The organism is Halalkalibacterium ligniniphilum (assembly GCF_000334155.1).
In the GTDB taxonomy this organism is placed as follows: domain Bacteria; phylum Bacillota; class Bacilli; order Bacillales; family Bacillaceae_D; genus Halalkalibacterium; species Halalkalibacterium ligniniphilum.
Genome location: NZ_ANNK01000076.1, coordinates 17,707 through 36,393, shown reverse-complemented (window position 1 = coordinate 36,393; position 18,687 = coordinate 17,707). Strand labels below are relative to the sequence as shown.

Below are 18,687 nucleotides of genomic sequence, written 5' to 3'. Positions count from 1 at the left end.
TAAATGGTAGGTTTAAAGAAACGCTTCTTATGTCCGTCTACGACGGTTACGTAAAAACGTTGGAATATCTAGTGTATCTTCATTGCTTTGCTGAGGCTGCTGCGGAGCAAACCGTGATTCCTTTGCAGGCTCTTCTTTCTCAGGCTGCTGCAGCTTATTTATTTTTGTTGCTGCAGGTCTTTGGGTTTGTTGCTCTCGCGCATTTTCATTATCATCAAAGCCTGTTGCAATGACTGTGACAACAATTTCATCCTTGAAATCCTCGTTAATAACAGAACCAAAAATCATGTTTACTTCAGCATCAGAAGCTGCTGAAACAATTTCTGCTGCTTCATGGACTTCATACAAACTTAAATTTGTCCCACCTGTAATGTTCATTAAGACACCTTGCGCACCATCGACAGACGTTTCAAGCAATGGACTCGAAATTGCTTTTTTTGCCGCTTCCGTTGCACGATTTTCACCAGTGGCAATACCAATTCCCATAAGTGCCGAGCCCTTGTCCTTCATAATCGTTTTTACATCAGCAAAGTCAAGATTAATCAGCCCTGGGACAGCGATTAAATCAGAGATACCTTGAACACCTTGACGTAGTACGTTATCTGCTTCCCGGAACGCTTCTAGCATCGGTGTGTTTTTATCAACAATTTCAAGTAAACGATCGTTTGGAATAACGATTAACGTATCGACTTTCTCTTTTAAAGCGCCAATTCCTGCAATTGCCTGAGTCTGACGCTTACGTCCTTCAAAAGTAAACGGACGTGTCACAACACCTACAGTTAATGCGCCGATTTCCTTAGCTACTTCTGCAATGACTGGAGCGGCACCCGTACCTGTTCCGCCTCCCATTCCTGCTGTGATAAAAACCATGTCAGCGCCACGTAACACCTCTTCAATTTGTTCACGACTTTCTTCTGCCGCCTTCTTACCGATATCAGGATTTGCTCCTGCTCCAAGCCCTCTCGTTAGTTTGCCACCTAGCTGAAGCTTTGCTTCTGCTTTTGAAAGATGCAACGCTTGGGCATCTGTATTAACTGCGATAAAATCGACGCCTTGCAACCCATTTTCAATCATCCGATTTACCGCATTACTTCCGCCACCACCAACACCGATGACTTTAATTTGTGCCAATTGATCCATATCCATTTCGAACTCTAACATGTCAGGTCCCCCTAATCAAACGTATATGCCGAATCTCCATCATTCAAAGAAAACTTTAAACCAATTTTTAACCTTTGATTTCATTCCCGGGCCTTCCTTCGGCTTTGCCGGTGCTTTTTCCTTTTTCTTACTTTGAGCTGTTTGCTCGTGATCCATGGCTCCAACTGACGCAGCAACTTCCTTGCCTTGAATCTTTACATTTTTATAAGCAAATTGGATAAGTCCAATTCCTGTCGTGTACTGCGGTTCACGAACCCCGATATAATCTGGAATTGCGACACGGACATTCGTATTTAGCATTTCTTTCGCAAGCTCTAGTACACCTGGCATCATAGCCGTGCCACCAGTTAGAACAAACCCACCTGGAAAATCCTTAAAGCCAAGACGCTGTGCTTCTTTTGCGATCAATTCAAACATTTCTTCCATGCGGGGCTCAATAATATGGGCAAGCTCAAATTGAGAGAACGAATCTCTTTCATTACTACCGATTGCAGTCACCTCAAATTGTTCTTCTTCAGAAGCTTCATCAATATATGCATGACCATACTTTATTTTCAGCAGTTCCGCTTCTTCCGTTGAAATGCGGAGACCAACTGCAATGTCATTTGAAATGTGATCCCCTCCTACAGGGATGACGGAAGTCGATTGCAATGTGCCTTGTTCAAATGCAGAAAGGGTGATTGAACCGCCTCCAATATCAACGAGACAGACACCTAAACTTTTTTCATCTTTTGACACAGCGACTTCACCAGACGCTAGTGGCTGTAGACAAATATCGGCAATTTGCAGCCCTGCACGCTCCACACAACGAAGTAAGTTATGTAAAATCGTTTTTGAACCAGTGATAATGGTTCCTTCCATTTCTAAACGAACACCGATCATTCCTCTCGGATCGTTAATTTCATCAAGGCCATCCACAATAAATTGCTTTGGTATGACGTCAATGATTTCCCGCTCAGGTGGAATCGAAACGACTTGCGCAGCGTCAATCACACGTGCAATGTCCTCATCTCCAATTTCACGGTCTGGACTTGAAACAGCAACAACTCCATGGCAAGGTTGAAGTTGAACGTGATTTCCATTGACTCCAACAATGACCTGTTTGATCGAAAGACCGACCATTCGCTCAGCTTGCTCCACTGCTCGACGAATCGACTGAACAGTTTCATCAATGTCAACAATCGAGCCTTTTTTGATTCCTCTTGACTTCGCATTTCCCACACCAATGATATTTATCGTTCCATTTGTGATTTCTCCAATGATAATACGAACATTGGATGTACCGATGTCAAGACTAACATAAATTTCACTGCTGTTCATTCTACGGCACCTCCCCCTAGTTTCATTCGCGCTTCGATTTTTTGTCATTTATCCTTGTACGAATTGTGCGATGCTTTCGTGATATCGTTTTTCCTTCTTTTCATTTAACTACTTACACTTATTTCAACAAAAAACACGCTATTCCTCTTCAAAACCGAAGATTCCTCTTTTTTTACACGTTTTATTGCAATTATGCCGGCAACTTCTCTATTAGCTTTGTGCTTTGCTCTCGTCTCTTTTTTCTTGCCACTTAGACAACAACATTCGGCGGATCACTGCTATATTGTTAAAAAGACGAACGCCAAATGCAAAGATTGCTGCTAGGTATAAGTCTACACCAAGATGCACGCCTAGAAAAGCCAAACCTGCTGCTAACAAAATGTTAAAAAAGAAGCCCGATAAAAACACATTTGAGTCAAACGTCTCTTGAAGTTGTGCACGAATCCCACCAAATAGCGTATCAAGCGCTGCTAAAACGGCAATTGATAAGTAGTTTGTATACTCATTTGGTACGCGAAATTCGGTAAATAGACCTAGAATAATCCCGATTAGTAACCCAAGCAACGGCAACCACATAAACGCTTTAGTCCTCCTTTACTTCCTCCATAAAACGCACCCGAGGCGTTTGATCATACGCTGGTAGCGTCAACTCTTCTACTGTTTCAATCGTAAGCTGTAATCCTTCAATTTCAGCATACTCAACTGATTCAGAGACGACCATATAATCACGAAGACGTTCTGGATCATCACTGAGTACTTTCACTTCTATTGGCAGCGGTGGTAGCCTTCGGGTATTGACTTGGGTTCCGCCATTCACTTCACGAAAAGTTGATGTGGCAACAATACGCTCATTCCCTATGGCAATTTCTTTCGCTTTATAAATATTTAATTCATTTATTAACAACCGTAACAAGATTGGCGAAACCACTTGTCTTGATTGTCCAAAAAATTGATCGTTTAAAAGGGGTTTGATGGTAATGATTATCCCTTCCCCTGTCTTTTCAGTTAAACCAGCCTCTTCGCGGAGCTGGTCGATTTGCTGCTCAAGAACATGCTCGACCTCTCTCCGATCTTCAAGAGAAGATTGATATTGATAAAGAAGGGATTTTGTTTTTTCAATTTCATCTGCAAGCTGTTGGGTTCTTTCTTGTTCTTGACGAAGCTCTTGACGAAGCTCTCTAACATCACGCGTATCTCGAATCACCGGCTCGTTCGTTGTTTGAAATTGAATCGCTAGCATAAATCCAATCACAAATGTCACGCAAGTAAAAATCCAAATCCGATTCATCGCCTCACCCTCTCTCTGCTAAATAAGGGGCAAGCTCAATCGATTCCTTCGTATCCAATTTCACAACAATTTCATCGTTAATCAGTTGATCATGGACACCACCAGGAAACGTGATTGATTTTCCTAATATGTCAGGGTCGCCGATAGCAGAGATGGTAAACGGTGCGTAGGATTGATTTCCGTCCACCATAATGACTGGTCCGATACACTGAATATAGGATTGATGCGAAATTCGATAGCCATTAATGGCAATGGCTTCAGCCCCTGCTACTAATAGCTCGTCCACTACTTTTTGAACATGCTGTTCATGTACGATGTAATTGTTTGGATTCTCGCCTTCTGGGATATAGGAACTATCGGATAAAGAAATTTCAATTCCGGGACCTTTTACCTGTACTGCTCCGACGATTTTACGAAGACGTTCCACATCATCTAATAAATTGGTTGTTCGCAATTCTGTCAGTTCATCGACTTCTGCAATTTTCTCTTCCATCTCTCTCACCTGTGTTTGATAGCCACGCAACTCTTCTTCAAGCGACCGATTAACCGTCTGTTCTAAAATGATTTTATTACGAAGCTCATCTTCATAATGCCATTGACGGTCGTCACCAGGCGATGACTGAACAATTTGCTCTCTCGCTAATTCATAGCTTAAGGCAAGTATAAATCCTGTAACTAATAAGACAAGTGATAAGAGAACGTGTTTACTGCTCACCTTCAACGTCCACATCCCCTTCGCTGTCATTTTCCTCAAGTGCCTCGAAGTAAGGCGTCATTTTCAGATGCAATACGCCTTTCACTGTTGGATCCAACTCTCGGACGATTGTTGGATAAGGCGCGATATTTTCAGCAAAATCCCGAATCGTTGACTGTACTTCAAAACCATCATTCATATACAATGTGATCATGAGTGGATCAAAATCCGTTGGTGTATGATAGATTTCTGAAATCCGTTGAATCATCCGATCAGACAGCTTAGTGAGCTCAGCTGCAAGCTCCGCCACAGGTGCTCCTTGCTCCCAATTCATCAAAATCGGTGCATCGGCTGGCACATGGTGTCGTGGGAGCTCCGCTAAAAATTGACCCGTTTCTAAGATAGGAAAATATTTACTATCTTGAAATAAATAAGCGACCCTGCTATGCTCTTCGACATGAATAATGATTGTTGTTGGCAAGCTTCGCTCAATCTCAACGGATGCGATTTCATCCAAATTGAGGATGTTTTCCGCAAATTGCTCCTTTTGAAGGTTCCAGATGCTTGTCCCTTTGTCAATCTGACTCGCTTCGATCACCCGTTCATCTGCAACAAAGTGATTTCCCCTCACTTGGATTTCTTGTATTTGGCTAAAAGGCGATTGAAAGTAAATGACCATAACAAGCAAGATAAAAAAGAATGATAAAAAGAAGATGAGCCTGCGATTTGCCCTCTGTTTCCGTTGTTCCTTCAACGAAGGAATTCGCTCATTTATTGTAACTACTTTCTCATCTCCCATGATCTTTCCTCCACCTTGTATCATTTACATGTAATAGCTCTTGTTTGACCCACTTTATACTGTTCGACGAAAGGGTCAAAATCCTATCTCCGTTTTTACTTTTGCATCATACAAACGTTATCCGTTAATGATTTATCCTTTCATTGCCTACCAATGATCTCAACTTCCGTTTCCATCTGAACGTGAAATGCTTCATAAATCGTTGCCTTTACGTGATTAATTAAAGCTAGAACATCTTGTGCTTTTGCGTTTCCTACGTTAACGATAAAGTTTGCATGCATATCAGAGATTTGCGCTCCTCCAATTCGATGTCCTTTCAATCCCGCTTTCTCAATAAGTTGTCCAGCATAATGAGGGAGCGGATTCCGAAAAACACTTCCACATGTAGGGTAATTCCATGGTTGTGACTGACGTCGATAGTCTTTGTTTTTTTGCAATTCCTGTTTGATCACTTCTTGATCCCCACGCTCCAACTGAAAGACTGCTTCCACACAAATTCCTTTTTCCGTTTGTAAACGAGACGTGCGATATGAAAACTCAAGCTCTTCGTTTGTCAGCCACTCAAGTCTCCCATTTTGAAAAAGGATTTTTGCTTTTGTTAAGATTTTTGATATATCCGATCCATGAGCACCCGCATTCATGAAAACGGCTCCTCCAACCGAACCAGGAATCCCACCTGCAAATTCAAGCCCTGATAACCCCTCGCGGCTTATGACTGTCGCAAGCTTAATTAACGGATATCCTCCACCAACACGTATTTCTTCTCCATCGATCTCAAGCTCATCAAGACCTTTGTCAAGCTTAATAACAGCACCTTCAATTCCACCATCAGCAACAAGCAAATTCGAACCTCGACCAATGGCCCTCCATGGAATCTTATTTGCATCCAACACATTCATTGACTCGACAAGCCCTTCAATATTTTTTGGTACGATAAAGAGATCGGCAGGTCCTCCGATTTTCCACGTCGTATGATTTGAAAGTGGCTCATTTAAACGTACGTCGCCGACATTGGCTTCTCTTAATGCTTCTATCACTTGTTTCACAATAATCGACCTCTTTTCTCTTGTGCACAATCTAGGCTGCTAATTTTTATCTTATGCGCCCTTTAGACGAATGTGATACATCTTGCAAAAGAGCATAGAGTCTCTTTGCAGCATCTGGGACACCGAGCTTTTTCGAAGCCTCGCGCATCGCTTCCCATTTCTTTTCATCAATGAGGATTTCATCAATATCGCTCAAAAGCCTTTGACCAGTTAGCTCTGATTCAAGTCGTACTACCGCTGCTTGATTTGAACTCAAGGCACGTGCGTTTTTTTCTTGATGGTTGTTTGTCACATATGGACTAGGGATGAGAATACTCGGTAATCCTAATGCAGTAATTTCCGCCAATGTTGTAGCACCAGCACGACATACAATCAAATCGACTGCAGCAAGAACTTCAGGCATGTTATGAACAAAAGGCAGGATCGTCACATTTTCAGGGCTTCCATGCTTCTTTACCTTATCCATTACCGTATCATAATGGACATTTCCCGTTACATAAATAAATTGATAGGAACGCTTGCTAACATCCTCTAATGTTTCTAAGAACGCATCATTTATCGGCTTTGCCCCTCTACTTCCACCAACAATCAAAACGGTTTTTCTATCTTTATCTAGACGCAAAGCTCGTCTTCCTTCTTCCCGATCAACACCAACCACTTCAGAAGCTCGAGGGTTCCCTGTAAAGACAACCTTATTTTTCGGAAAAAAGGCCTCTGCTTCTTTAAAACAGATCGCCACCTTATCCACATACCGGCTTAAGAACTTATTGGTTAATCCAGGAACACTGTTTTGTTCATGAATAACAGTCGGAATGTTTAGCTTTGCCGCCGCATAGACAACAGGCCCGCATACATACCCTCCTGTTCCAATCACGATGTCTGGCTGAAAGGAGCGGAGAAGCTTTTTTGTTTTCGCTACCCCTTTCATAAAACGGAAAATCGTTTTCGCATTCTCTATTGACAGTTTTCTTCTGAATCCCGTAATATGTATCGTTTCAAATTCGATGTTCTCTCTCGGGACGAGATCATGCTCAAGTCCTCGCTCTGTACCAATATAAAGAACCTCTACATCCGGGTTGTTTTTCTTCATTTTTTTAATTAACGCTAAGGCAGGGTAAATATGTCCACCTGTTCCGCCACCACTAACTACGACCTTCATTGTTAAATCCACCTTCTCTCCCTATTATTTTACCATGTTCACCGCTTCGTTTATAGACATAGAGCAGATATGCTAGTGTAAAAATGTGAAATGCTAAAGCTTTCCTAAAAGAAAATGTATGTTTTTGAGTAACGCACTCTTTATTACAGAAACCTACATGATTGAATAGCTCTTCCCACTTGGAAAATTGGTTTCATCAACTGAACGGAAGCTTCGCCCCTTTTCACAGAAAAATAAGGCCGGATGAGCATAACTCATTCGACCTTGTCCATGTCAGTACGAACAGCTAGCCAATTCGGCTATAACGGCTAATGTTCAAAAGCACACCGAGTGAGACGAGCATTAATGTTAAGCTTGAACCTCCATAACTTAATAGGGGAAGAGTGATGCCCGTTATAGGCATAAGCCCTGTTACTACCCCTATATTAATCATCACCTGAATCGCAACCATAGCAATGATTCCCACTGCAAGAAAGCTGCCGAACAAGTCAGGAGCACAAAGTGCAATGCGTACCCCTCTCCAAAGGAGGATACTAAAAAGAATCAAAACAAGGGACCCTCCAATAAACCCAAGCTCCTCTGACAAAATAGCAAAAATGAAGTCCGTTTGTGGTTCAGGTAAGTAAAAATACTTTTGCCGACTTTCTCCTAAACCAAGGCCCATTAATCCACCTGGACCGATCGCATAAAGAGATTGAATGATTTGAAAACCACTACCAAGAGGATCAGACCAAGGGTCTAAAAAAGAGGTAATACGTTTGATTCGATATGGTGCTGATGCAATCAGTCCAATGAATCCAGCGACTCCAATTAATGCCAAGCCCATAAAATGACTGATTCTTGCGCCTGCCACGAAGAGCATAGCCACACATGTTCCGACCATTACCGCCCCTGTTCCAAGGTCTGGCTGTAGCATGATCATGCCAAACGCCAGCATAACGAGGGATAAAGATGGCATTAATCCTTTTTTGAAAGAACTAATTTTTTTTTGGTTCTCTGAAAGATATTTTGCTAAAAAAAAGATCATGGCCATTTTCATAAATTCAGATGGTTGAATGGAAAACGCACCAACGCCTAGCCAGCTTTGCGCCCCTCCTCGTACGAGACCTACACCTGGAATCAAGACAATCACAAGTAAAATAAAACAAATGATTAAAATCACTTTCGCCCACGCACGCCATACCCAATAATCTACGTTCATAATCAAAAGCATGGCTACAACACCCATTCCTGCAAAAAAAAGCTGACGTTTCGCAAAGAAAAAGGCATCATCAAAGCGATAAGCTGCCCATGCTGCGCTTGCACTATAGACCATGACCATTCCTACAATCAAAAGCATGATTGTAGCAGTCAACAATAGATAATCCGGTGCAATTTTTGTTTTTGGCACGTAGAACACCTCTTTTGTTACGAAGTGAATTGCTTCGTTATACCTAAACGTATGCACCGGACGAACAAAACATGTCCTTATTCGCTTCTTGCAAGCTTTTCAATTGCGTGAATAAATGAGTCGCCCCGTTCTTCAAATGTTCGATATTGATCCCAGCTCGCACATGCTGGCGAGAGTAAAATCACATCGCTTTGTTCGGAAAGCTTGTAAGCCTCTAGCACCCCATCCTCAACTCTTTCAGCAAATTGGATAGCTTTGACACCTGCTTCTTTTGCTGCCTGGGCAATCTTATGCTTTGTTTCTCCAAACGCCACAACCGCCTTCACACCTCTTAGGGAAGGAATTAGTTCATCAAACTCATTCCCACGGTCGAGACCACCAGCTAACAAAATAACTGGTTGTTCAAACGCTGAAAGGGCTTTTTGTGATGCTAAAATATTTGTCGCCTTCGAATCATTGTACCACCGTCTTTCAAGCTTCGTCCCAACAAATTGAAGACGGTGCTTAACACCTGAAAACGTCTTTAACACATGCTGAATTTGCTCAGTTGCGGCCCCCATTAACTTGGTTGCTGCAATGGCTGCTAGGATGTTTTCAAGGTTATGACTCCCAGGAAGCACAATATCGTCCACATGAATAATCGGTTCTTCTTTAAAGAAGAGTTGCCCATGCTTCAAATAAGCTCCTTCCAAATGGCTATTCGTCGTTGAAAATGGAACAAGCTGAGCCTTTGCCTCACGAGCAAGCTCACGTACGATCGGATCATCCGCATTATAGACAAAATAGTCGTCTTTCCCAAGGTTTTCGAAGATTTTCTTCTTCGCCTTAATATAATGTTCCTTCGTCCCATGATAATCGAGATGGGCATCAAATAAATTGAGAAGCACTGCTACTTTCGGGTGAAAATGGATCGTCCCCATCAGTTGAAAGCTCGATACTTCCATCACAATTAATTGCTCAGCAGTCGCCTTCTCTGCAACTGCACAAGCGACTGTACCAATGTTCCCAGCGACTAACGGATCCCTTTTACTCCCTTTTAGCATGTCCACTGCTAATGTTGTCGTCGTTGTTTTTCCATTTGAACCCGTTATGGCAACGATCTCCGCTTCGCTAATTCTAGAAGCAATTTCAATTTCTGTGACGATTGGAATGCTCCTCTTTTCCGCTTCAACAATAAGAGGGTTATGATATGGGATACCAGGATTTTTAACAATCAGGTTAAAGCCTTGTTCGAGTAGTGATAATGGGTGCCCACCACAAACAACTGAAATCCCCTCTTTTTCAAGGGCTTGAGCTTGTTCATTTTCTTCATATGGCTTTTGATCATTGACTGTGACGCTTGCTCCGAGTCTAGCTAAAAGTCTTGCTGCCGCTTCCCCGCTCTTTGCTAACCCCAATACAAGAATTTTTTTTCCTTTAAATTGTTGTTCAGCTTTCATCTACATCCACACCTCTAAATAAATGGCAAGTACGGAAAATGCCATCCCGATTGCCCAAAATGTTACAACGACGCGCCACTCTGACCATCCCGATAATTCGTAATGATGATGTAGCGGGCTCATTTTAAAAATTCGCTTCCCTCTCGTTTTAAATGAAATGACCTGAATAATCACCGAAAGTGTTTCAATAACAAAAACTCCACCGATTAAAACGAGTAATATTTCAAGCTTTGCGATGATCGCTACAGCTGCAATCGCCCCCCCGAGAGCAAGGGAGCCAGTATCACCCATGAAAACTTTGGCAGGATGGGCGTTAAAAACGAGAAAACCAAGTACTGCCCCCACAACTGCCGCACAAAAAATCGCTACCTCGATCATCTCTGCATTCCAAGCAAGGATCGCAAATGTACCAAAGGCAATGGCACCTGTCCCTGCCACGAGACCATCCAAGCCATCGGTTAAATTGACAGCATTGGAGGCACCGACAAGCATGACGATCACTAGCGGTAAATAAAGCCAGCCAATATCAATGGATAGAGATGTCGCTGGAATCGTGATTTCTGTGGAAAAACCCATTTGGATAAGTCCGAAATAAAAAATAATCGCTATCACGAGCTGCCCCGCCAGCTTTTGCTTCGACGTTAATCCTAAGTTTCGTTTCATGACAACTTTTATAAAATCATCAAGGAAGCCAAGAACTCCATAACCAACGGTAACAAGGAGGAGTAGAAGCATTTCTTGAGAAAGTGTCAAAAATTGCATGGAAATAAAAAGAGAGGTGACGAGGATGGAAAGAATGATGACAATTCCACCCATTGTCGGCGTACCGCTCTTTTTTTGATGTGATTGTGGACCCTCTTCACGAATGCTTTGCCCAAATTTTAACCGGCGTAAAAATGGGATAATTAACGGCGAGAAAACAACAGCGATGAGAAATGAAACAATTAAGCTTAACAAAAGAACACGTTCTAACATGAATCACTCCCCCTCCTTTCTGGTCAGTGAATGAATGCATGTTTCAAGTGACATTCCTCTTGAAGCTTTAAATAAGACAACCGTGTTTACGTCGACTTGTGCTTTTAAAACAGGTAAAAGCTCATCTTTTTCAGAAAAAGATCGGATTTCCCCTAAGAAATCCCCTTGCTTTATGGCTTCATCAGCAATCCAAAACCCTTTTTCACCAACGGTATACAAGTGCGTAACAGGTGATGCAATGACTTCCGCCACCGAGCGATGCATCGCCTCCTCCTCTTCACCTAATTCATACATGTCACCAAGGACCGCAATTCGTTTTTCGAAGCCCGGTATTGACTTCAATGCTTGTACAGCCGCCTTCATAGATGTTGGACTCGCATTGTATGCATCATTTAAAATAAGTTCACCACAAGATCCCTTGAGCTGTTCAAGGCGCATAGCAGAAAGCCGAGTCTTTTCTAACCCCTTTTTCGCATCAGACATGTCAAGGCCTAAATAAAAAGCAACCGCCAGCGCATACGCAGCATTTTTTACATTATGCTCACCGAGAAGAGGCACCGTGAAAATTTCTTGCTTTGTAGAAAGGCTAAATTGATACCCACTAACAGTTGAAACAATGTCTTTTATCTGGATATGATTTGCTGCTCCGAACCCAACACGTTGAACATCCTTTCCTTTGTAAGACGCGAGTAAAGGTTCGTCACCATCTAGAATGATCAGTCCATTTTCTTTCAAACCCGCTATAATCTCCATTTTTGCTTTGGCAATCCCTTCCCGACTACCAAGCTGCTCCAAGTGGGATTCTCCTATATTCGTTACAATTGCAACATCTGGTGTCGCAATCTCGCTTAATCGCTTAATTTCTCCAAACCCACTCATGCCCATTTCCAAGATTAATACTTCACAGTCTTCTGGCATCGCTAAAACGGTTAAAGGGAGACCAATATGATTATTAAAATTACCTTGTGTTTTAAACGTTTTGAAAACAGGCGAGAGTACACTGTACAGCAAATCCTTCGTCGTTGTCTTCCCATTGCTTCCTGTAACGGCAATCACTTTCGGGGCAATTGTATTTAAATACACGGTTGCCAGTTCTTGCAGCGCTTCAAGTGTATCTTCAACGAAAAAAAACGAAATCTTTTCTGTAGCCAATTCTGGAATCGGTTTATTTTTATCCCAAAGCGTAGCAGCCGCACCTTTTTCAATTGCTTGCAAAATGTATTCATGTCCGTCAAAACGTTCACCAACAAGCGGTACAAACAACATCCCTGCTTTGATCGTTCTTGTATCAGTAGAGACACCTGTATAAGCTTGAATGGTTTCATCATGATACGGCTCACTAATTTTTTTTAAGAGTTCCGATGTAACCGTCATATTCCTCGCTCCTCAATCGCTTGCCGTGCAACAGCACGGTCGTCAAAATCGATGGTTCGATCTTTTAATATTTGATAGGTCTCATGACCCTTACCAGCAATAACAATAACATCTTCTTCTTTTGCCTCTTGGATCGCGTGATAAATGGCTTGCTTTCGATCCTCAATGATCACATAATTATCTCCTTCAATCCCTTTTTTCATATCTGAAAGAATTTGTGAAGGATCCTCACTTCTAGGATTATCTGATGTAAAAATGGCATAATCCGCTAATTGACAGGCGATTTTTGCCATTACTGGCCTTTTCGTTCGATCACGGTCTCCACCGCAGCCTACAACGACACATACCTTTCCTTTTGCCAGCTCATTCACTGTTTTCAACACATTTTCTAAGCTGTCTGGGGTATGAGCGTAATCTACGATAACGGTGAATGGTTGATTTGCATTGACCGTCTCAAAGCGACCAGCTACTCCTTTTACAGCTTCTAGGCTTTTTTTCACTTGTTGTAGGGACACGCCACTCACAAGGGCTGCTGCCGCTGCCGCTAATGCGTTATAAACACTAAACATGCCGATTAATTGCAAGGAAATAGGAATTTCTTCTTGAAAGGCAACAAGGGTGAAGGTCGTTTTAGAAGCAGCGATTTTCACGTCTTTTGCATACACATCAGCACGATCTGTTAACCCATACGTGACAACTTGTGCCGTCGTCATTTTATCATACGTCAAGGACGCAGGATCATCTTGATTAAGAATCGCAATCTTTCCATTATATGTATTTCCTAATTGGGCAAAGAGAAGACCTTTTGCATATTTATATTCTTCCATCGTTTTATGGTAATCTAAATGGTCTGGAGTTAAATTCGTAAAAATGGCCACATCAAAATCACAGCCACGAACGCGACCATCATACAGAGCATGGGATGAGACCTCCATCACTGCTGTATCAACACCAGCTTCTTTCATTTCAAAAAAGCGCTTTTGAAGCTGCAAAGACTCCGGTGTCGTGTTTTTCGTTTCATACGTCTTATCTTTGACTTTTGTGTACATCGTCCCAATTAATCCTGTTTGCTGACCAGCATCTTGCATCATTTTCTCAAGGAGGTGAGTGATCGTCGTTTTCCCATTTGTTCCAGTAACACCAATAAGACGGAACGCTTTTGAAGGCTCACCATAAAAACGGCTAGCTAATTGAGCCATGACACGTTTTGGATCACCGACGATCACAGTAGGTACCTCTAGGCCCAGATCACGCTCTGCTACAATGGCAACAGCGCCGTGGGCAACAGCCTGTTTTGCAAAATCATGACCATCAACCGTATAACCTTTAATACAAAAAAACAAGCTGCCTTCCCTGATTTGACGAGAATCCATTTCAAGGGATTGAATCAGAGGGTCCCCTTCATTAGACAATTGATAGACAACTAACGGTTCAATTAACGTTTTTAAATTCATCTTCTTACAACCTCTCAATCAAGCTTTTCCATTCAGTATTGGATGATTATCTCATTTTACTACTCTTATTAGGATAAATTAATTTTAAATATTAAAACCGCATTTATTTATCTGAAGAAAAAATCAACCCTTTACTTTCGATGGAAGGAAGCGAATATGAGCCAAACCTATCTGTAGGTAAACAGCTCAAAAATGTGTTCATCGCTCTTCTTTTAAAAAAAGGGGATTGATTCCCCTTTTTAGACACACAGACTTATTCTAGTCGGATATTTGCGATTTGTCACCCATATAAAGACGGATTGTTGAACCAACTGCAACTTTTATTCCTGGCTCTGGGGATTGAGCAACGACTTTTTCCCCATTACCGTCAGCATCAACGGATAAATCATAATACGATTCATGAATTTCTCGTCTCGTCCGCCCAATTAAATCAGGAACCACTACTAGCCTCTCGTCATTCCATGCTAGTTCTTTTTCAATTTGTTCGCTTCTTTTTTCTACCCCAAGAGCGCGCAAGCTATCACCGATAATATTTCCAACAATTGGCGCTGCCACAATTCCTCCAAATTGTAATGTATCCTTTGGATTATCAACTGCAACATAGACAACGATTTGCGGGTCATCGGCAGGAGCAAATCCGATAAAGGAAACAATATGATTGTTTTCAAGATAACGACCATCTTTCGCTTTTTGCGCCGTTCCTGTTTTTCCACCCACGCGATAGCCATCAACAAACGCACCTCTTCCAGTGCCTTTTGCAACCACACTCTCTAATGCGTGCCGCACTTTTTTTGATGACTCCTCTGAGATCACTTGTCGCTTCATGATCGGTGCTTGTCGGTCCACCACTTCTCCTGTTAATGGATCAACCCATTCCTTTGCAACAAAAGGCTGGTACAAATACCCTCCATTAATCGCTGCCGAAACAGCTGCTACCTGTTGAAGCGGCGTGACAGCAACACCTTGACCGAAAGCAGTTGTCGCAAGCTCTAAGGGGCCAACTCGTTCACGATTAAAAATAATCCCCTTTGCCTCTCCTTGAAGGTCAATCCCCGTCTTTTCCCCGAAGCCAAAGTTTTGAATGTAATCAAATAGCCGGTCTTTTCCTAAACGTTCCCCTAATACGACAAAGCCAGGGTTACACGAATTTTGCACAACTTCTAAAAAGGTTTGATGACCATGGCCTCCTTTTTTCCAACAGCGCAGCCGGTGACCAGACACTTCAATGTAACCAGGATCCGTAAACGTATCCCTTTCTAAGTTCACTTCTCCTTCTTCTAAAGCAGCAGCAAGGGTAATAATTTTAAACGTGGACCCAGGCTCATACTGCATCCAAATCGGCTTATTTTGATTGTAAATTTCAGCTGGTACATCTCGGAAATTTTCTGGATTATAATGGGGACGACTACTCATCCCTAAAATTTCACCTGTATTTGGATTCATAGCAATGGCAATGGCTCCATCTGGATTGTAGGTAGCCTCGGCAATGTCTAGCTCTCGCTCAATGATCGTTTGGACATGACTGTCTATGGTGAGGCGTAGATTTAATCCGTTGACAGGGGACGTATACTCGTCTGCTAAATTCGGCATTCGCTTTCCTTTTGCATCAGAGAAAAAGGAAACATGTCCCTTCGTTCCACTTAATTGCTCATCATAATACAGCTCAAGGCCCGTTAATCCCTGATTATCAATTCCGGCAAAGCCTAATACATGAGATAAATAGCTTCCAAAGGGATAATGACGCTTACTATCTTCAGCAATATACACTCCTGGAAGGCGTAAGGCACGGACCTCACTTGCTTTTTCCTTGGTAATTTTTCGCCCTTCAGGATTTATCCGAACAATGTGTTCGGATTTTGTCACAAAATCATAGGCTTTTTGCCTGTCCATATTCAAAGCGGCAGCTAATTTTTCAGCCGTTTCCACTGGATTCTGCACTTGTCTCGGAACGACTAATATCGAAGGAGCACTCACATTTGTTGCTAGAACAACATCATTTCGGTCCGTAATTTCTCCTCGCTTCGCTTCAAACGGGATATCACGGCTCCATGAATCCTCTGCTCGCTCAGTTAACCATCCACCGAGGGCAAATTGGACATAGCCAAGCCTAAGAGCGATGATAAAAAACACAGCTAAGCCGACAAACATGACGAAAACGAGACGTTTACGGACGGTAACATTTGAAACACGCACGCGATTGTACCTCCCATGTCCTTCGAATCAGAAGGCCAACCCCTCATTAGGGTCAGCCCCTTGCTTTACTGTATTCAAAAGCATAGACAATTAGAACAGCGTGTCCTTTTCCTGTCCGTCATTCATTACTTAACTGAGCATCGTTCTCAGCGGATTCTTCCGTCTCCTCATTCCCGTCTGTTTCAGCCATTTCTTCCGCCTCTAAAGCCTCAGAAGGAGTTAAGAGTTCAACCACAAGATGCTCGCCAATTTGAATTGGCGTTCCTTCACTTACACTTTGTGTGGAGACAAAGCCATGACCAAACAGATTAGCATTTAATTCAAGAACGGTAGAAAGCTTATGAACATCTCGCATCGACCACCCGACTATATTCGGCATCGCAAATTGATTATCCGTTGTCCGCAGCATCACCTTCTCCCCTGGCAAAAGTCCTGTGCCTGGAAGTGGCTGCTGCGCTTCTACGGTTTCCCCATTTCCTAAAATATAGACGTCCATTCCAGCCTCCTCCAATTCAGCCTGAACATCATCGACTACCTCTCCTTCATAATCTGATACAGTAAATCCCTCTTCGATCGTTTTTGTGATCTCTTCATAGCTTGGCGTAATATTTAAATACTGGAGACTGTGCTTCATAATATGATTAAAGATCATTGCCACAGGCTCTGATCCTGATTCGTGAGCTTCAAGAGATGGCCGGTCAACCGCAACATAGACAACGAGACGAGGGTCTTCCTTCGGTGCCATGCCAAGAAATGAGAAGATGTTTTGACCATGCCCGTAAATATAGCCCCCTGTTGGTTTCGGAATTTGTGCGGTACCCGTTTTCCCTGCTACATCAAATCCTTCTAAATAAAACGAGCGCCCTGTTCCAGCTGAAGACGTTACGACCGTTTCAAGAATATCCCGAACCTCCTTTGCTGTTTCTTTTGAAATTGGCTCGCCAGCAACCTCTGGTTCATGCGCTTCAACAACCTCTCCTGTTTCCGAATTAACAATTCGATCAATGACATATGGCTTCATCATCTTTCCATCATTAGCAATCGCTGTTGCTGCTTGGATTTGTTGAATCGGCGTAACGGCCGTCCCTTGTCCAAATGCTGTGGCAGCAGCATCACGCAAGGAGGTATTATTTATCAAGCTTGTTGCTTCGTTTGGTAAATCAATGCCTGTTGTAGTATAAAACCCAAACTTATCCAAATACTCATACACTTTATCCCTTCCAAGCTGCTCTATGGCGATTTTCGAAAAAGCAACATTGGAGGAACGCTGTACCCCTTCAAGATAAGAAATCGTTCCCCATCCACGACCTTGGTTATGGTCACGAATTGGACGAGGATCATTCGGGATGACATATTGGCCAGATTGAAATTGCTCGTTTGCATTGAACCGACCTTCTTCAATCGCCGCAGCCAACGTAAATACCTTCATTGTTGAACCAGGCTCGAACCGCTCCGAGACGGCATAATTTAAGTAGTTCGTAATGTTTTCATACTCATTTGGATTGAAGCTTGGCCGATTGCTCATTGCTAATATTTGACCTGTTTTTGGATCAGCAACAATGGCAATTATTTTTTCGGGAGTATATTCATCTTCTACCTTAGACATCACTTGCTCTAGAGCCGTTTGAATGTTCGAGTCAAGGGTTAAATAGACGTCTTTTCCATTCTTTGCCGGCGTCACTTGTTCACTTGGATCTGGCAGTGGTGTTCCTCTTCTGTCTGTTTGATAGGAGATGAGGCCATCCTCCGCTCTTAACCACTCATCAAGACGTAATTCCAACCCCATTCTTGACGTTTCCATATCCTTTTCGGTGTAACCAATGACGTGGGAAGCATATGTATGTTTCGGGTAATAGCGCCTTGGCTCTTGACGAAAGTAAATCCCTTCTAAATCTAGTTCTTTAATTGCTGTCATTTGTTCATGACTCATATTTTTCGCCCCGGCACCAAGCTCCACTTGAAAGCGATCTGATGACAGCAACGCTTCTAGACGTTCAACAGGCATAAAAATTTTATCGGCAAGGGCTTCAGCAGTCCCCCTCGGATCTGTCACATGCCCAGGATAGTCTTCATCGAGAATCGCATAGGCTGTATATGAAGTAATTTCTTGAGCTAGAGCTCCACCGTTTCGATCATAGATGGTTCCCCGTTTTCCATCAATCACTTGCGTTTTTGACCATCTCTCTTCAGCCATTGCTTGTAAACTAAAACCATCTAACTCTTTTGTGACTTGAATAAACACAATTCTTCCTAACAGAACAGAAAACAAGAATAAAAAAATAACTAGCAGCCATACAGCCCGCTTGTTCGTTGTCGCTCGTTTTATCTCCATTGTTTTTCACACCTCCTATGTTCAAGAGCATTTATTCTATTTTTCATAGATAGTATTGTGTAA

15 protein-coding genes are annotated in these 18,687 nt (G+C 42.5%); all 15 read right to left on the bottom strand.

Going from position 1 to position 18,687, the window contains the following annotated elements; all coding sequences use genetic code 11:
- Positions 1-27: 27 nt before the first annotated feature.
- Positions 28-1,161: a cell division protein FtsZ gene (ftsZ, locus tag BLT_RS0107750; protein ID WP_017727216.1), complete on the bottom strand. Its 1,134-nt coding sequence runs from the start codon at positions 1,159-1,161 to the stop codon at positions 28-30.
- A gap of 39 nt (positions 1,162-1,200) precedes the next feature.
- Positions 1,201-2,481 (bottom strand): cell division protein FtsA, encoded by a 1,281-nt coding sequence (gene ftsA / locus BLT_RS0107745; protein WP_017727215.1) that lies wholly within the window; start codon positions 2,479-2,481, stop codon positions 1,201-1,203.
- Positions 2,482-2,691: 210 nt separating this feature from the next.
- Positions 2,692-3,057: a small basic family protein gene (locus BLT_RS0107740; RefSeq protein ID WP_017727214.1), complete on the bottom strand. Its 366-nt coding sequence runs from the start codon at positions 3,055-3,057 to the stop codon at positions 2,692-2,694.
- A gap of 7 nt (positions 3,058-3,064) precedes the next feature.
- Positions 3,065-3,769 carry a DUF881 domain-containing protein gene (locus BLT_RS0107735; RefSeq protein ID WP_017727213.1) on the bottom strand — a complete coding sequence of 235 codons (705 nt, stop codon included), beginning with the start codon at positions 3,767-3,769 and terminating at the stop codon, positions 3,065-3,067.
- A 4-nt stretch (positions 3,770-3,773) separates the two neighbouring features.
- Positions 3,774-4,490 (bottom strand): DUF881 domain-containing protein, encoded by a 717-nt coding sequence (locus BLT_RS0107730; RefSeq protein WP_017727212.1) that lies wholly within the window; start codon positions 4,488-4,490, stop codon positions 3,774-3,776.
- Positions 4,474-5,262 carry a cell division protein FtsQ/DivIB gene (locus BLT_RS0107725; RefSeq protein ID WP_017727211.1) on the bottom strand — a complete coding sequence of 263 codons (789 nt, stop codon included), beginning with the start codon at positions 5,260-5,262 and terminating at the stop codon, positions 4,474-4,476. The genes BLT_RS0107730 and BLT_RS0107725 overlap by 17 nt, the downstream gene beginning before the upstream one ends.
- A 140-nt stretch (positions 5,263-5,402) precedes the next feature.
- Entirely contained in the window at positions 5,403-6,308 is a 906-nt protein-coding gene (murB, locus tag BLT_RS0107720) for a UDP-N-acetylmuramate dehydrogenase (RefSeq protein WP_017727210.1), read from the bottom strand.
- A gap of 46 nt (positions 6,309-6,354) precedes the next feature.
- On the bottom strand, positions 6,355-7,467 hold the full coding sequence (gene murG, locus BLT_RS0107715; protein WP_017727209.1) for an undecaprenyldiphospho-muramoylpentapeptide beta-N-acetylglucosaminyltransferase: 1,113 nt from the start codon (positions 7,465-7,467) through the stop codon (positions 6,355-6,357).
- A gap of 286 nt (positions 7,468-7,753) precedes the next feature.
- On the bottom strand, positions 7,754-8,857 hold the full coding sequence (gene spoVE / locus BLT_RS0107710; RefSeq protein WP_017727208.1) for a stage V sporulation protein E: 1,104 nt from the start codon (positions 8,855-8,857) through the stop codon (positions 7,754-7,756).
- A 77-nt stretch (positions 8,858-8,934) separates the two neighbouring features.
- The gene (murD, locus tag BLT_RS0107705) at positions 8,935-10,296 is read right to left on the bottom strand and encodes a UDP-N-acetylmuramoyl-L-alanine--D-glutamate ligase (RefSeq protein ID WP_017727207.1); all 1,362 of its coding nucleotides are present in this window, start codon (positions 10,294-10,296) and stop codon (positions 8,935-8,937) included.
- Positions 10,297-11,271: a phospho-N-acetylmuramoyl-pentapeptide-transferase gene (gene mraY, locus BLT_RS0107700; RefSeq protein WP_017727206.1), complete on the bottom strand. Its 975-nt coding sequence runs from the start codon at positions 11,269-11,271 to the stop codon at positions 10,297-10,299.
- A 3-nt stretch (positions 11,272-11,274) separates the two neighbouring features.
- Positions 11,275-12,645 (bottom strand): UDP-N-acetylmuramoyl-tripeptide--D-alanyl-D-alanine ligase, encoded by a 1,371-nt coding sequence (locus tag BLT_RS0107695; RefSeq protein WP_017727205.1) that lies wholly within the window; start codon positions 12,643-12,645, stop codon positions 11,275-11,277.
- On the bottom strand, positions 12,642-14,099 hold the full coding sequence (locus BLT_RS0107690) for a UDP-N-acetylmuramoyl-L-alanyl-D-glutamate--2,6-diaminopimelate ligase (protein ID WP_017727204.1): 1,458 nt from the start codon (positions 14,097-14,099) through the stop codon (positions 12,642-12,644). The genes BLT_RS0107695 and BLT_RS0107690 overlap by 4 nt, the downstream gene beginning before the upstream one ends.
- A gap of 258 nt (positions 14,100-14,357) precedes the next feature.
- Entirely contained in the window at positions 14,358-16,292 is a 1,935-nt protein-coding gene (locus BLT_RS0107685; protein WP_017727203.1) for a stage V sporulation protein D, read from the bottom strand.
- 118 nt (positions 16,293-16,410) lie between these two features.
- Positions 16,411-18,624 (bottom strand): penicillin-binding protein, encoded by a 2,214-nt coding sequence (locus tag BLT_RS0107680; protein ID WP_017727202.1) that lies wholly within the window; start codon positions 18,622-18,624, stop codon positions 16,411-16,413.
- Positions 18,625-18,687 lie beyond the last annotated feature (63 nt).

Coding starts and splice junctions, on each gene's coding strand:
- BLT_RS0107690 (WP_017727204.1), bottom strand. CDS start 14,099: ATGAATTTAAAAACGTTAATTGAACCGTTAGTTGTCTATCAATTGTCT.
- mraY (WP_017727206.1), bottom strand. CDS start 11,271: ATGTTAGAACGTGTTCTTTTGTTAAGCTTAATTGTTTCATTTCTCATC.
- BLT_RS0107680 (WP_017727202.1), bottom strand. CDS start 18,624: ATGGAGATAAAACGAGCGACAACGAACAAGCGGGCTGTATGGCTGCTA.
- BLT_RS0107740 (WP_017727214.1), bottom strand. CDS start 3,057: ATGTGGTTGCCGTTGCTTGGGTTACTAATCGGGATTATTCTAGGTCTA.
- ftsA (WP_017727215.1), bottom strand. CDS start 2,481: ATGAACAGCAGTGAAATTTATGTTAGTCTTGACATCGGTACATCCAAT.
- BLT_RS0107695 (WP_017727205.1), bottom strand. CDS start 12,645: ATGACGGTTACATCGGAACTCTTAAAAAAAATTAGTGAGCCGTATCAT.
- murD (WP_017727207.1), bottom strand. CDS start 10,296: ATGAAAGCTGAACAACAATTTAAAGGAAAAAAAATTCTTGTATTGGGG.
- ftsZ (WP_017727216.1), bottom strand. CDS start 1,161: ATGTTAGAGTTCGAAATGGATATGGATCAATTGGCACAAATTAAAGTC.
- murG (WP_017727209.1), bottom strand. CDS start 7,467: ATGAAGGTCGTAGTTAGTGGTGGCGGAACAGGTGGACATATTTACCCT.
- BLT_RS0107735 (WP_017727213.1), bottom strand. CDS start 3,769: ATGAATCGGATTTGGATTTTTACTTGCGTGACATTTGTGATTGGATTT.
- BLT_RS0107725 (WP_017727211.1), bottom strand. CDS start 5,262: ATGGGAGATGAGAAAGTAGTTACAATAAATGAGCGAATTCCTTCGTTG.